Here is a 13511-nt window from a genome sequence, read left to right as displayed (position 1 = left end):
CTTGCTGCCTCGGGGCTCGTAACGGCCCCTTGATGAGGGTGTGTCGTCCAGTGTTGATGGCGGGGCGGTCGTGCGAGCCCGTGGATAGTGACCACTTGCTTGCAGGCTCCAGCATCGCCGCCGCGTCCTGTGCCATCAAGAGTACTCGGCGACCATGAATAAAAGCAATTCATGTTTTTCATGCTTTGGATTCCCAAAAGGAATAACATTACTCATCAGGTCTTGATCAGGAATTCATCCGCCTGGGACGGCATAGACCGCCCCGCTTGATGCGCCTCTGAATGCCTCTCTGAACGCCGTCATCACAGGATAGCTGGCCCACATGGACACACCCTCTCTGCAGGCCTTCGTCGCCGTCGCCGAAACCACCTCCTTCTCGCTGGCCGCCGAGCAGTTGCACCTCACCCAGCCGGCCGTTTCCAAGCGCATTGCCCAGCTGGAGCAACTGCATGGCGCACGGCTGTTCGATCGCATCGGACGGCGTGTCTCGCTGACGGAGGCCGGCAATATCCTGCTGCCCCGCGCCCGCGCCATCCTGGTGATGCACGATGACACCCGGCGTGCGCTGCGCAATCTGTCCGGCGAGGTAAAAGGCAGCCTGACGATGGCGACCAGCCACCATGTGGGCCTGCACCGGCTGCCGCCACTGCTCAAGGCCTTCACCATGGCCCACCCCGAGGTGCGCATGGACATGCGGTTTCTGGATTCGGAACAGGCCTATCAGGGCGTACTGGATGGGGAGCTGGAACTGGCCGTCGTCACCCTGGCACCGCATCGCGACCCCAATCTGACGGTGGTGCCGGTGTGGCTGGATGAAATGCGCTTCGTGTGCGGACGGGACCACCCGCTGGCCGGCCATAAAGCGTTGCCGCTGGCCGCCCTATCACAGCACGACGCCGTGCTGCCGGGCCACCTGACCTTCACGCGCGGCATCGTCATCGACACCTTCGCGCGTGACGGCCTCTCGGTGGAAGTCTCGATGTCCACCAACTACCTCGAAACCCTCAAGATGATGGTCGCCATCGGCCTGGGCTGGAGCGTACTGCCAGAAAGCATGATCGATGACGAGATCGAGATCCTGCCCATCGACCACCGCCCCATCGAACGCCAGCTCGGCTACCTCTATCACAACAACCGCACACTCTCGAACGCCGCCAGCGCGATGATCGAACTGCTGGAAGGCGCAAGGGACGCGGCATCGAGAAGCCTCTAGCGCGCTCGAAAGCCCCGCCTGGAAATACCGCCAGAACGCACAACGCCAGCCCCGGAGGGCTGGCGTTGTGCGTTCTGACTTACCGCTTGTGGCGCCGCGGATCAACTCTTGTCGCTATCCTTGGCTTTGCCTGACGAACCCTCCGTCTTGCTGGCCGCAGGCTTCGCATCGTCCTTCTTCGCCTCTTCCGCTGCCTGGGCGGCGGCGGCCTTGCTGGCATTGGAGGGACGGCCACGGCGCGGCTTGGGCGCTTGGCTGCTGGTAACACTCTTGGCATCTGCGCCCGTGCTGCCAGTGTCACTCTTGGCGGTAGACCCAGCAGTCTTGGCAGTGCTTCCAGTGCCCGTGCGACCTGTCGAACTGGAGGCTGGCTTGCTGGCCGCAGTGCTCTTGCTGGTGCCAGTCGTCTTGCTCGCAGTGCTCTTGCGCGTCGTCGCTGGCTTCGTGGCGCTGGAGCCGGAGGCCGCGGAAGAAGTGCTGCTGTTCGAGGTGCCGGATTCAGGCGGCTTGCTGTCAGAGGCTGACGTGCTCGCCGTCGTCTTGCTTGCAGTCGTCTTGGCCGCCGTTGACTTGGTGGCTGTGGTCGTCTTGTTGGCAGCCGTCTTGCGCGGCGTGGAAGTCTTTCTGGCCGTGTTGGTCCTGGTCGCTGAGCTACCGGCGCTGCTGGCAGCCGTGCTCTTGGCAGCAGTGCTCCTGGAGGCTGTGCCTTTGGGAGCAGCGCGCTTGCTTGCCGGTGCTGCTGAGTCAGTGGACGCTGATGCGGCCTTGGAAGCGACAGGCTTGGCGGTAGACGACTTGGCAGCAGAGGCACTGCTGGCATCATTGGCGGCCTTGCCGGTGACGGCTTCAGTCATCGCGGTCATGGCTTCTTCCAGCGGCAGCGTCACCTGCTTGAGCGCTTCATTCACGCTCTTCTCGACCGTCTGCTGGACATCACGCACGGCCTTGAGCTGCGCATCCGCCACGCTGGTGATCTCTTCCGGCACGCTCTGCCCCAGCACTTCGGGAATGGTCTGGCGCGCATAACGCCCCGGCGCCGCTTCGATCACGTCGAGCTTGCCCTCACCCGGCGTGCGTGCAGCGACTTCCGGTTCCGGCTCCACGAAGCCATTGCCGGTCATCCACGCCTGCCAGTCATTCCACCAGGAGCCTTCGTGCAGCTCGGTACCTGCGAGCCACTCATCCGGTGTTGCCGGCAGGCTGTCATTGGTGGCGTAGCCGTACTTGTTCTTGTGCGGCGGATTGACGATGCCCGCGATATGACCGGAGCCACCGAGCACGAAGCGCTTGATGGAGGCCTTGGGCAGCTGGGTGCCGTTGTAAGTGGTCTGCCACTTGGCGATGTGGTCTTCGCGCGCGGAGACCCAGTAACTCGGTGTCTCGATCTGCGAGAGATCGATCGGCACGCCGTCCAGCTCGATGCCGCCGGGCTGTACCAGGCGGTTTTCCAGATACATGTGACGCAGATACCAGGCATGGGTCCCGGCCGGCAGGTTGGTGCCGTCGGTGTTCCAGTACAGCAGGTCGAACGCGGTCGGCGCCTCGCCCTTGAGATAGTTGGAGACGTAGAACGACCAGAACAGGTCATTCTCGCGCAGCAGATTGAAGGAGAACGCCATCACGCGGCCATCCAGGTAGCCGTCCTGCGCCATCTGCTTCTCGAGCCCCTGCAGCACCGGCTCGTTGAGGAAGACACCGATCTCACCGGGATCGGAGAAGTCCTGCAACGTCGCCATGTAGCTGACCGAGCGCACACGGTCGGACTGCTTCTCGGCCGCCAGATAGGCCATGGTGCTGGCCGTCAGCGTGCCGCCGATGCAGTAGGACAGGATGTTGACCTGCTTCTCGCCGGTAGCCTGCTCGATGGCATCCATCGCGGCCAGCGGCCCCATCTGCATGTAATCGGCCCAGGTGAGATCACTCTGCTCGGGCCCCGGGTTGCGCCAGGAGATCAGGAACACGGTGTGGCCCTGCTCCACCAGCCAGCGCATCATCGAATTGTCCTGACGCAGATCGAGAATGTAGTACTTGTTGATCCACGGCGGCACGACCAGCAACGGCGTGCTGAAGGCCTTCTCGGTGGCCGGACGATACTGGATCAGCTGGATCAGCTCGTTCTCGAAGACCACGTCACCCGGCGTGACAGCGATGTTATCGCCGAGACGGAAGGCTTCGGTGTCGGTCATCGCGACATTGATGCCTTCGGCGGAATTGGCCAGGTCATCACGCAGTCGCTTCAGACCGTCGAGCAGGTTCTGTCCGCCGGTCTCGCGGGTCACGCGCTGCACTTCCGGGTTGGTGGACGCGAAGTTGGAGGGCGAGAAGGCGCTGACGTACTGGCGCGCGTAGAACTCGAGATTGCGCTTCTGGCTCTCCGGCAGGCCTTGAATGCCGGCCAGCATGTCGTCCACGGCGCGCGAGAACAGCAGGTATTGCTGCACGAGGAAGTGGTAATAGGGCTCGCTCTGCCAGGCCTCATCGCGGAAGCGGCGATCAGAGCGCGCAGGCGTGATCACCGGCTCGACGCTCTCGCCATTCAGCTCGCGCAACGTGCTCTGCAACAGGGCCATCTGGTCCTGGAAGAGGCGCGTCTGGGTCGACATCAACAGCTGCGGGTCGCGTGCCAGGGCCTCGGCCCCTGCCTGGAAGCATCGACCCATCTCGTCATAGATGGTGGAAGCGGCAGCGCTGGGCCATAGGCGCTCCAGCATGTCACTCATCAAGGCTTGATACTGGGCACTGGCCTGCTGCATCACGCTGGCCCACTCCGTGCCTTCAGCACCGTCGGGGAACAGATTGGCAAAGGCCTGAGAGAATGTCTGCGAGAACGCCTGCTGCTGGGCTGAGTCCATATCGCCCTTCCTCCTTGTCATTGACCATCACGTCATTGGCTATCGAAGCTTGGCTGCCGAACGTCGTCGGCGGCACGATTTCATCGAATCGAATCCTTCCTGACCACTGAGCAGTGCCATGCCATCCCTCGTGGGACGGGCGCCTTCACTGGCGACGGACACTGCTTTCCAGACTGTTTTGAAGACCGTTTCACGGCAGTTTTCAAGCCCGCTCACGGCTGTATTCAAGCTCGCTCACGGCTGTTTTCAGTTCCGTTCATGACTGATTTCAGGGCGCTGCAGGTGAGCATGCCAAGGCAAGCGCAGTGTGCTGTCAGCGGTAATGCCCTGTCAGCTACGATGGCCTGCCACCTGCAGGTCTGCTTTCCATCGGATTCGCGCGCGGCAAATACGAGAGCAAAACAGACTGTGCGCCAGCGTACTCATCTCCAGCATGCGCCTTCCAGCACGGCAGGGGCAATGCCTGAAAACGGCAAAAAAAAGGCTGGCGCAAGCGCCAGCCTTTTCGAGGTATACCTTAGCTCTTGGCGCGGCTTGTCGCGGTAGCCGGCTTGTTGCTGGCAGAGGAGGATGCCTTGTCCTCTGCTGCTGAAGCGGCTTTCTCTGTGGCAGCGGACGCCTTGTCGGTGGCTTCCTTGCCAGCGTCAGAGTAGGCCTGTTCGAGCTGGGCGCGCATTTCGTTGCCCATCTCGGCCAGCTTCAGGGAATCATCCATCATCTGCTGAGACAGCTCGGTCGCTACTTCCAGCTGGCGGTTGCTGAACTCGCTGAACTCTTCCATACCCTTGATTTCAGTGGCAGCACGCGCACGCTCGAGACCAGTCTCGGTATAGCGCTTGGCAGCGTCCATCTGATAATCGGCAATCTTGCCCATATGGTCGAGCATCAGAGTGTTGAGCTTGCGCATCGGCTGGTAGAAGCTGCGGGCTTGCTCGGCAAAGGCGTTGAACATCTGATCCTGCTGCATGACGGTTCCTCCCATGGATTCCGTACCGGGACAGCGCGCAGAAGTCTCTGCGCCACCTGTGGAGCACAGCGATATGCTGCACTGCACAAAGCCTAGTCTGCTCCTCAGGTGGTTGCAATCCCATGACAGAAAACTGTCAAACGACATTCTCTGTCATGAGATTGGCCGTGCTTGACCCACTCCCCTGTCAGCCAAGCGCGTTCTTCGCGCCTGCCAGACGTCAACTGCGCTTGGCGCGTGAGCGCGCACTGGCCGGTTTCGCATCCTCCGCCCGGTTGGCGCTCTGCTCTGCCTTCTGATCCGCGCCGTGATCACTACTGCGCCCTGAACTCCTGCGCGCGGCAGACTCCGTCTTGTCAGACTCCTTGCCTTCCGCACCTCCCTGACCGAACTGCTGCAGGGTATCCAGCATCATCTTCTGATACTGATTGAAGGCGGCCATGCCCTGGGCCATGCTCTCGCCCATGTCGCCGGACATGCCGCCCGCTGCGCCCTGTCCGGCATTGCCAGCGCCAGACGCGCCACCCATCATCCCCTCGGCCATGCCCGGCGGCATGAACTTGGCAAACGGCGTGCCCGCGCCCGGCGCCGTCAGCGGCTTGAGCAGACTCATGGGGTCATAGCCTTCAACACCCGCCTCCATCTGGCGACGAAAGCGCTCCATCAATTCCTGTTGGAAGGCTTCCACGTCCGGCAGGCCCATCGCCTGGCGAAATTCCTGCGGCGTGAGGTCGAATTCGACATTGATCTTCATGGCAGATTCCTTGTGTTGTCTGCCCGCACACGGCGTGGTGCGCGAGTCTGCTGGCATGCATGCCATTCGAGTCTAGCAGCGAGAATGACACGGGGCAGCCCGCTACTTACGCCTTTTCTTATTTACTTTGTGCAAGCCAGCCCACAACGCAAGACGCCCCAGCCACGAAGGATGCTGGGCATCACTCCACGGCTGGGGCGTGTCTTTTTACAAATTCAGCGGCTTGGCAGCGTCAAAAGTTCAGCCGCGCCGCATGCGGCTTACACCTCGCGCAGCACCGGCGTATCGACCTTGACGTCAGCGTTCTGACCACGATGGCGCAGCAGGTGATCCATCAGCGTCAGAGCGACCATCGCCTCGGCGATCGGTGTGGCACGAATGCCGACACACGGATCATGACGGCCGGTGGTGATCACCTCGACCGCCTCGCCGTTGACGTCGATGCTGCGGCCCGGCAGCCGCAGGCTGGAGGTCGGCTTGAGTGCGATGCTGGCACGAATGGTCTGGCCGCTGGTGATGCCGCCCAGAATGCCGCCGGCATGATTGGAGAGGAAGCCTTCCGGCGTCATCTCGTCACGGTGCTCGGTGCCCTTCTGGCTGACCACGGCAAAACCGTCACCGATCTCGACGCCCTTGACGGCATTGATGCTCATCAGGCCATGCGCGAGTTCGGCATCGATGCGATCGAAGATCGGCTCGCCCAGGCCGACCGGCACGCCAGTCGCCTCGACGGTGACCTTGGCGCCCACGGAATCGCCTTCCTTGCGCAGGGCATCCATGTACTGCTCCAGCTCCTCGAGGCGTTCGGCATCGCCACAGAAGAACGGGTTGGTGTCGACCAGCGACCAGTCCTTGACCTCAAGCTCGATGGGGCCGAGCTGGGACAGGTAGCCACGCACCTGCACGCCCAGGCCCGCCAGATACTTCTTGGCGATGGCCCCGGCGGCGACGCGCATCGCGGTCTCGCGGGCCGAACTGCGGCCGCCGCCACGGTAGTCACGCTCACCATACTTGTGGTGGTAGGTGTAGTCGGCGTGAGCCGGGCGGAACTGGTCCTTGATCTTGCCGTAGTCCTTGGAACGCTGATCGGTGTTCTCGATCATCAGACCGATGGCCGTGCCGGTGGTGCGGCCCTCGAACACGCCCGAAAGAATGCGCACCTGGTCCGGCTCGCGACGCTGGGTAGTGTGGCGCGAAGTGCCGGGACGGCGGCGGTCCAGATCGATCTGCAGATCCGCTTCGCTGATCTCGATACCCGGCGGGCAACCATCGATGATGGCGCCCAGTGCCGGGCCATGGCTTTCGCCGAAGGTGGTGACGGTGAACAGCTTGCCGAAGGTATTTCCGGACATTCAGGGGGTCCTCAGGCGATGCCGCCGGTCATGGCCGACGGCGTTCTGATAATAGTTGTCGTAAGCGTTGCAGAGCCTGGCGGCCTGCGCCCGTGCTTCTGTCGAATCTTGCCAGCTCAGGCGAATCCCGCCGTAACAGGCGCCCGCCAGCTCAAGCGAATTCAGGCGCGCAGACTTCCAGCGTCTGGGCATCGATGGCGAAGACGCCATTGCCGCCGCGCTCGAACTCCAGCCACATGAAAGGCACTTCCGGGAAGGCTTCCATCAGGTGACGCTCGGAGTTGCCGACCTCGACGATCAAGACGCCGTCGTCGGTCAGGTAGTCACGCGCCTCGCGCAGGATACGGCGCACGATATCCAGGCCATCATCCCCGGCGCCCAGCGCCAGCGCCGGCTCATGGCCGAATTCCTGCGGCATGTTGGAAAGATCGAAGGTATCCACGTAGGGCGGATTGGAGACGATGAGGTCATAGCGCTTGCCCGCCACGCCCGCGAACAGGTCCGACTGCACGGCGATGACACGCCCTGCCACGTCGTGGCGTTCGATGTTGCGTCGCGCGACTTCCAGCGCATCGCTGCTGATATCGACCAGGTCGACCTCGGCGGTCGGCATCACCAGCGCGGTGGCGATACCGATGCAGCCGGAACCGGTGCACATGTCCAGCACGCGGGTCGGCGGCAGTTCCGGGAACCAGGCCGAGAAGCCGCTCTCGATCAGCTCGGCGATTGGCGAGCGCGGAATCAGCACGCGCTCATCGACATCGAAAGGCACGCCGGTGAAGAAGGCTTCGCCCAGCAGATACGGCAGCGGCTTGCGAGTGGTGATGCGCTCACGCACCAATGCCACGATGCGCGCACGCTCCATGGTCAGAAGGCGCGCGTCGATCACGGCGGGGTCCGTGTCCCACGGCAGATGCAGCGCACCCAGCACCAGCGCCACCGCTTCGTCCCAGGCAGAGTCAGTGCCATGGGCGAAGTGCAGGCGATGCGCGTGGAACTCGCTGGTCGCCCAGCGGATCAGGTCGCGCAGGGTCACCAGCTCCTCGACGAGACGGGAGTCCGGCTCACTGAGGCTGGAAGGATGGCGCAGGTCGGACGCGGAAGATGTGGACACGATGATTCCTGTAAGCGGACAGATGGACAACGAGCGCCACCAGTCGTGAGGAAGCGGGGCGTCTCGCGCAGGCATTGTAGCGTTCACGAGGCGTGGCGGCGACCCTTGGCATGCCTTGCTGGTGTGCCTGCCGCTTTTGTCTTCGCAAGCGACAACCGTTTGTCTTCGACAGTGACAATCGCGTGTCTTCGACAGCGACAACAGCCGCGCTATACTGCGCGACTTGCCATTTTATTGCCCGCGGAGCCCGGCCATGCCACCCAACCACGACGACAGCTCGGATACCGGCGACGACTTCAACGCCTTCCGTGCCGCCCTCAAGCAGGCCGGCGTACGCAAGATCACCACCAACCGCGCCGATCCCGGTCGCAAGCCCGTCGACAAGGAAGAGCAGGCGCGTCTGGCGGCGCGCCGCGCGGCCGCCAGTGAAGCCTCGACCGACTCGCTCGGCACGCCATCGCGCACCACCGATGGCCAGGTCGAGCCGGTCACGCCCAGCCAGCTGCTCGACTTCGCGGTGCCCGATCTCCCCTACCGCCAGCGTCAGCGTCTCAAGCGCGGCGAGATCGCCTGGGAAGCGGGTCTCGACCTGCACGGCTATACGCTGGAGCAGGCTCGCATCGAGCTTGAGTCCTTCATCGACGATGCCATTGCCCGTCGCTCACGCTGCGTGCTGGTGGTGCATGGCAAGGCATGGACCGGCATGGCCGATCACCCCATCATCAAGAGCCACGTCAATGCCTGGCTGCGCCAATGGCCTGACGTGCTGGCCTTCACCTCGTCACTGGAGCTGGATGGCGGCAGCGGCGCAGTCTATGTCCTGCTGCGCAGCAAGGGCCGTGACCCGCTGCTCGACTGAGCGAATCCCGCGCTCGCCACACCGCCGAGAACTTGATGATCAGAGCACCTGACAATAGCCGAGCACTTGAATAGTGAGCATCTGAATAGCCGAGTACTTGAATAACGGAGTGCTTGAATAGCCGAGCACTTGAGCAGCAGAGGCAGGGCTCATGCCGAGCCTGCCGCCATAACGACAAGGGAACACCCTGATGACACCCAACGCTGAACAGCCAACTCGCCTCTCTTCACGCCGCGCTCTTTCCGCTGTCATTCTCGGCGGCGCGACCGCCGCCGGTCTGTCACTGGCCTTCGCCATGCCGGCCGCCGCCAGCGATGCACTGTCCGACAGTACGCTTTCGCGCGTGCAACAAGACCAGGTGCTGAAAGTCTGCACCACCGGTGACTACGCGCCCTTCAGCCACCGTGAAGACAATGGCGACTTCGAAGGCATCGACATCGACATGGCCGCCTCACTGGCCAGGAGCCTGGGCGCCACGGTACAGACCGTGCCGACCAGCTGGCCGACGCTGATGGAAGACTTCACCTCCGGCAAGTGCGACATCGCCATGTCCGGTATCTCGGTCAAGCTGGACCGTCAGGCGCAGGCCTACTTCAGCCAGCCTTACCAGACCGGTGGCAAGACGCCCATCGTGCGCTGCGAGGATGTCGACAAGTACCAGACCGTCGCGCAGATCAATCAGCCCAGCGTGCGCATCACCGTCAACCCGGGCGGCACCAACGAGCGCTTCGCCAATGAATTCCTGAGCGATGCCACTCGCGTCGCGCACGACGACAACCGCACCATCTTCAACAACATCATCGAAGACCGTGCCGATGTGATGGTCACCGACGCCATCGAGACGCAGCTGCAGGCCAGCCGTCATCCGGAGCTGTGCAGCGTGCACCCGGACTCGCCGTTCACCTTCTCCCAGAAGGGCTATCTGCTGCCGCTGGGTGACAACATCTGGAAGGCCTACGTCGATCAGTGGCTGACCCAGATGCAGGGTACCGGTGAGCAGGCCGCCATCTTCGACAAGTGGATCAACGGCTGAGACGACATTTCGCTCAGGCTCCGTCACACGCACTGCAACGAAGAGCGCTGTATTGAAGAGCGTCGTGTTGAAGAGCACTGCAACGAAGAGCACTGCAACGAAAAGCCCCCGCCGATTGGCGGGGGCTTTTCGTCAAAGGACAACTCAAAAAAGGCTAGCCATCGCTGCCCTTCTCGTAGCGATCCAGCGCTTCGGCGGCCAGGTGCCGCCCCAGCTTGATCAGGCCCGCGGCGCGGTGGAATTCATAGGCGCCACATACCGTCTTGGGAATCTCGACCAGGATATCCGGCGGATAGCCGGCGATCTTGTACTTGGCCAGCGTCGCCTGGGTGATATCGAAGGAGCGCATCATCATGTCCAGCTTGCCCCAGGCAAGCTCCGGCGCGTTTTCATCGACCCGTTCAGGCTCGACGTCGTTCGCAGGCGACGACTGCTTGCCTTGGGTCACGGCACCAGCCTCTGCCTGCGGCTCTGCCAACGCTTCCGTGCCCGGCACTGGCTCGGCATCGCTGCTCTTGAGTGCCTCGAACTTCAAGCGCGAGGCATCGCCCGGTGGCAGCGGGACACCGCCGACCGGACTGGCAAACGCCATGCCTTGCTGGTCCTCCAGCGCCTGCTCCTTCTCGGCAGAGAAGATGCGCTCGGCACCGCGACGCACTCCCCGCAGCCAGTCGCTGAAACCACCGCCGCGCGCTTCCAGGGCAGCTTCGCGCGCCTCTTCCTCGGCGGCATCGGCCGGTGGCAGCATCTGTTCCAACGTCTGGTTACGCGGCGAATGCGCCGTAGCATTGACCGCCAGCACCAGGTCAACGTGGGCGGCGACCAGCGGCGTGATCGGCAAGGGATTCATCAGGCCGCCATCCACCAGCACCTTGCGGTCGCGTTGCACCGGCGTGATCACCCCGGGCACCGCGATGGAGGCCCGGATCGCCTCGAGCAGATTGCCGCTCTGGAACCAGACCTCCTTCTGGGCGATCAGGTCGGTGGCGACGGTGGTGACCGGAATCGGCAGATCCTCGATACGCGTATCACCGATCAGGGCTTCCAGCTCTTCCATGATGCGGCGCGCGCGGATGGCGCCCATCGGGCTCCAGGTGACATCCACCAGCCGCAGCACGTCGAAATAATCCAGCTCACAGACCCAGTCACGATAGGCATCCAGCTTGCCGGCGGCATGGATGCCCCCGACCAGTGCGCCCATCGAGCAGCCCGAAATGGCGCGGATGTCGTAACCGCGCGCCAGCACTTCCTCGATGACGCCGATATGGGCATAGCCTCGAGCCCCGCCACTCCCCAGTGCCAGGGCGATGGTCTTGCGCTTGGCCATGGCATGTCTCCCGCTGCAGATGATGATAGATGAACGGATACGGCACAGGGTGCATCACTCATTGCGAGCTGACCCACTCGACGATGGCATCGGCGACCGCCGCCACATGCGGTGGCTCCAGATGCAGGTGGTGGCCACCCGGCAAGACGCGACGTTCCAGCCGCTTCACGGCATCACGCGCCTGCTGTGCTTCGTGCCTTATGGTCAGAATACCCCGCTCGCCCTCGATCAGCAGTACCGGCTGGGTCAACGCCGCCAATAACGCCAGCACCTGCTCCGGGGTGTAGCGCATCAATGAAGGCCGCAGCAAGCGACGGTCACTTCTCAGTCGCAGGCCACCGTCTTCCAGCACCTCGAGATTGCGCTCGACGATCGGCCGCGCCGTATCGGCATCAATGGGCGTGACACCTCCCGCAACCCGCGCCGCCACGGCGTCCTCGACATGACGATAATGGGCACGTCGCGTAGCGGCGCGTCTGGCCGGCTGCGCATGGCGTGCCAGCAATCCGCGGCGCAGCTGGTCGACCACCTCCGAGGCTGGCGTGGCAAGTGCGCCGATGCCATCGATCAGCACCAGGCGCGCGATATATTCCGGCAGCGCCGCAGCCACCTGCCCCGACACCGCTGCCCCCAGCGAGTGCGCCATCACCGTGACCGGCGCACGCGGCAGCCCCTCGTCATACAGGCCTTCCAGCGCCTCGATCACATCGTGGCAGTAATCCCACACCGCATAATCACCGTGCTCGCCCAGCGGACTCGAGCGCCCGTGACCGACCATGTCGATGGCGATGAGACGAATGCCGAGCCGCTCACACAACAACGGCGCCAGGCGGCTGAAGCTGGCGGCATTGTCGAGCCAGCCATGCAGCGCCAGCCACGTCGGTGCCTGCTCGGCGTGCTCGGCAGGCGCCCACTCCAGGGCCGCCAGCTCTCCGCCCGTACGACGTGGGAAGCGACGCTCACGCAACGTAACGTTGGCGCTCAGGGGAGCTGCAGCGATGTCCCGAACGGTGTGATCAATGCTCATGATTGCCTCTCGGCCAGCAGACCTGGCGGAAGTATATTCGGCGGCGCGAGGTCCGCGATGGCCGCCAGCAGCGCGGCGCGCGTCTCTTGTGGGTGTTCAAAGGGATACATATGTCCTCCCCGGACATGCTCCACCGTCAGCCCGGCGCGGCGCAGGCGTGCCTGACGCGCCGGCGTGAGCAGATCAGACTGGGCGCCGGCCAGAATCCTGACCGGCACCGCCAGTTTCGCCGGTGAGCCTGACAGGTGATCGCTGAGGTGACGGAAGATCTCGACCTCATGACGGGTATCGAAGCTCAACGACAGGCTGCCATCCGCGTGACGATGGGTGGCGTTGTCGATGTAGTCGTCCAGCGCCTCTGGCGTGAAGTTGGCGAACAGCGAGCGACGGCGCAGGTAATCCTGCATGGCCTGACGGGAATCCCAGCGTGCGCAACGCCCACGGGTACGGCCCGCCGGCGTGACACGATCAATGAAGCCGAAGCGTTTGGCGACCTTCATGCCCAGCGCATCGCGGCCCAGCATCAACGGCGGATCGAGCAGCACGAGGCAGTGGAAGCGCTCCGGCTGCTTGAGCGCCGCCATGTAATTGACGATGCCTCCCAGCGAATGGCCGACCCCGATCACCTTGCGCCCGGTGCCGCCCGCCGCGGGCAACGGCCCCAGCGCGGCATCCAGACACGCCAGCCACTCATCACGCAGCGAGATCAGATTGTTGCCGACCGGGTAGGCAGGGTCGTGCGCCAGTCGGTCCACCGGCAGCAGATTGAAGTGCTCGGCCAGCGGCGCCAGCAGGCTCTTGTAGCAGGCACCGGTAAAGCCATTGGCATGCGCGAAGGCCAGTACCGGACGCTCGGTGTCCGCATTCAAGCTGGCCGGGTCAGTGCCGTCCTGTTCGGACAAGGTCTTTTCGCACATGGAAGGTTCGGACAAGGCACGTTCGGACAAGTGCTGCCCGGGCCGGGGTTGCCGTGAGGTGGCATTCATCGCAAGGTCTCCTTACCACGGGCCGCC

10 protein-coding genes and 1 pseudogene are annotated in these 13511 nt (G+C 63.5%); 3 read left to right on the top strand and 8 right to left on the bottom strand.

Features of this window, described 5'->3' with window-relative positions:
• Nucleotides 1-322: 322 nt before the first annotated feature.
• Entirely contained in the window at nt 323-1213 is an 891-nt protein-coding gene (locus AC5WNI_RS05110; RefSeq protein ID WP_175088108.1) for a LysR family transcriptional regulator, read from the top strand.
• A 989-nt stretch (nt 1214-2202) separates the two neighbouring features.
• On the opposite strand, the pseudogene phaC reads toward AC5WNI_RS05110, so the two are convergent.
• From phaC to prmB, 5 genes and pseudogenes are all read right to left on the bottom strand, one after another.
• Nucleotides 2203-3966 (bottom strand): annotated as a pseudogene (gene phaC / locus AC5WNI_RS05105) (class I poly(R)-hydroxyalkanoic acid synthase); the annotation flags it as partial.
• Nucleotides 3967-4582: 616 nt separating this feature from the next.
• The gene (locus AC5WNI_RS05100; RefSeq protein ID WP_175088110.1) at nt 4583-5032 is read right to left on the bottom strand and encodes a phasin family protein; all 450 of its coding nucleotides are present in this window, start codon (nt 5030-5032) and stop codon (nt 4583-4585) included.
• A 220-nt stretch (nt 5033-5252) separates the two neighbouring features.
• Complete coding sequence (locus tag AC5WNI_RS05095) at nt 5253-5786, bottom strand: hypothetical protein (RefSeq protein ID WP_175088079.1); 534 nt, start codon at nt 5784-5786, stop codon at nt 5253-5255.
• Nucleotides 5787-6046: 260 nt separating this feature from the next.
• Entirely contained in the window at nt 6047-7138 is a 1092-nt protein-coding gene (aroC, locus tag AC5WNI_RS05090) for a chorismate synthase (RefSeq protein WP_175088111.1), read from the bottom strand.
• A gap of 151 nt (nt 7139-7289) precedes the next feature.
• Nucleotides 7290-8252, bottom strand: coding sequence for a 50S ribosomal protein L3 N(5)-glutamine methyltransferase (gene prmB / locus AC5WNI_RS05085; protein WP_107335261.1), 963 nt, complete (start codon nt 8250-8252; stop codon nt 7290-7292).
• Nucleotides 8253-8505: 253 nt separating this feature from the next.
• Here prmB and AC5WNI_RS05080 point away from each other — a divergent pair, with 253 nt between their 5' ends.
• Nucleotides 8506-9111: a Smr/MutS family protein gene (locus AC5WNI_RS05080; protein WP_175088113.1), complete on the top strand. Its 606-nt coding sequence runs from the start codon at nt 8506-8508 to the stop codon at nt 9109-9111.
• 190 nt (nt 9112-9301) lie between these two features.
• Complete coding sequence (locus tag AC5WNI_RS05075; protein ID WP_175088114.1) at nt 9302-10144, top strand: transporter substrate-binding domain-containing protein; 843 nt, start codon at nt 9302-9304, stop codon at nt 10142-10144.
• A gap of 154 nt (nt 10145-10298) precedes the next feature.
• Here AC5WNI_RS05075 and AC5WNI_RS05070 read toward each other — a convergent pair whose 3' ends face one another.
• Genes AC5WNI_RS05070 through AC5WNI_RS05060 form a run of 3 tightly spaced genes read right to left on the bottom strand, consistent with a single transcriptional unit; the run spans nt 10299 to nt 13430 of the window.
• Nucleotides 10299-11471 carry a patatin-like phospholipase family protein gene (locus tag AC5WNI_RS05070; RefSeq protein WP_175088115.1) on the bottom strand — a complete coding sequence of 391 codons (1173 nt, stop codon included), beginning with the start codon at nt 11469-11471 and terminating at the stop codon, nt 10299-10301.
• A gap of 58 nt (nt 11472-11529) precedes the next feature.
• Nucleotides 11530-12498 carry an alpha/beta fold hydrolase gene (locus tag AC5WNI_RS05065; RefSeq protein WP_175088116.1) on the bottom strand — a complete coding sequence of 323 codons (969 nt, stop codon included), beginning with the start codon at nt 12496-12498 and terminating at the stop codon, nt 11530-11532.
• Nucleotides 12495-13430, bottom strand: a complete 936-nt coding sequence (locus AC5WNI_RS05060; RefSeq protein ID WP_368462524.1) for an alpha/beta fold hydrolase — start codon at nt 13428-13430, stop codon at nt 12495-12497. Before AC5WNI_RS05060 ends, AC5WNI_RS05065 begins: the two co-directional genes overlap by 4 nt.
• Nucleotides 13431-13511: the final 81 nt, after the last annotated feature.

Source organism: Cobetia sp. PDI-12MA (assembly GCF_059507695.1).
The sequence above is the reverse complement of the archived record's forward strand: the minus strand, read 5'-3'. Positions and strand labels throughout refer to the sequence as shown.

Bases quoted from the DNA above. Each gene is read 5' to 3' on its own strand.
- AC5WNI_RS05110 (WP_175088108.1), top strand. From the start codon at position 323: ATGGACACACCCTCTCTGCAGGCCTTCGTCGCCGTCGCCGAAACCACC.
- AC5WNI_RS05100 (WP_175088110.1), bottom strand. From the start codon at position 5,032: ATGCAGCAGGATCAGATGTTCAACGCCTTTGCCGAGCAAGCCCGCAGC.
- AC5WNI_RS05095 (WP_175088079.1), bottom strand. From the start codon at position 5,786: ATGAAGATCAATGTCGAATTCGACCTCACGCCGCAGGAATTTCGCCAG.
- aroC (WP_175088111.1), bottom strand. From the start codon at position 7,138: ATGTCCGGAAATACCTTCGGCAAGCTGTTCACCGTCACCACCTTCGGC.
- AC5WNI_RS05080 (WP_175088113.1), top strand. From the start codon at position 8,506: ATGCCACCCAACCACGACGACAGCTCGGATACCGGCGACGACTTCAAC.
- AC5WNI_RS05075 (WP_175088114.1), top strand. From the start codon at position 9,302: ATGACACCCAACGCTGAACAGCCAACTCGCCTCTCTTCACGCCGCGCT.
- AC5WNI_RS05070 (WP_175088115.1), bottom strand. From the start codon at position 11,471: ATGGCCAAGCGCAAGACCATCGCCCTGGCACTGGGGAGTGGCGGGGCT.
- AC5WNI_RS05065 (WP_175088116.1), bottom strand. From the start codon at position 12,498: ATGAGCATTGATCACACCGTTCGGGACATCGCTGCAGCTCCCCTGAGC.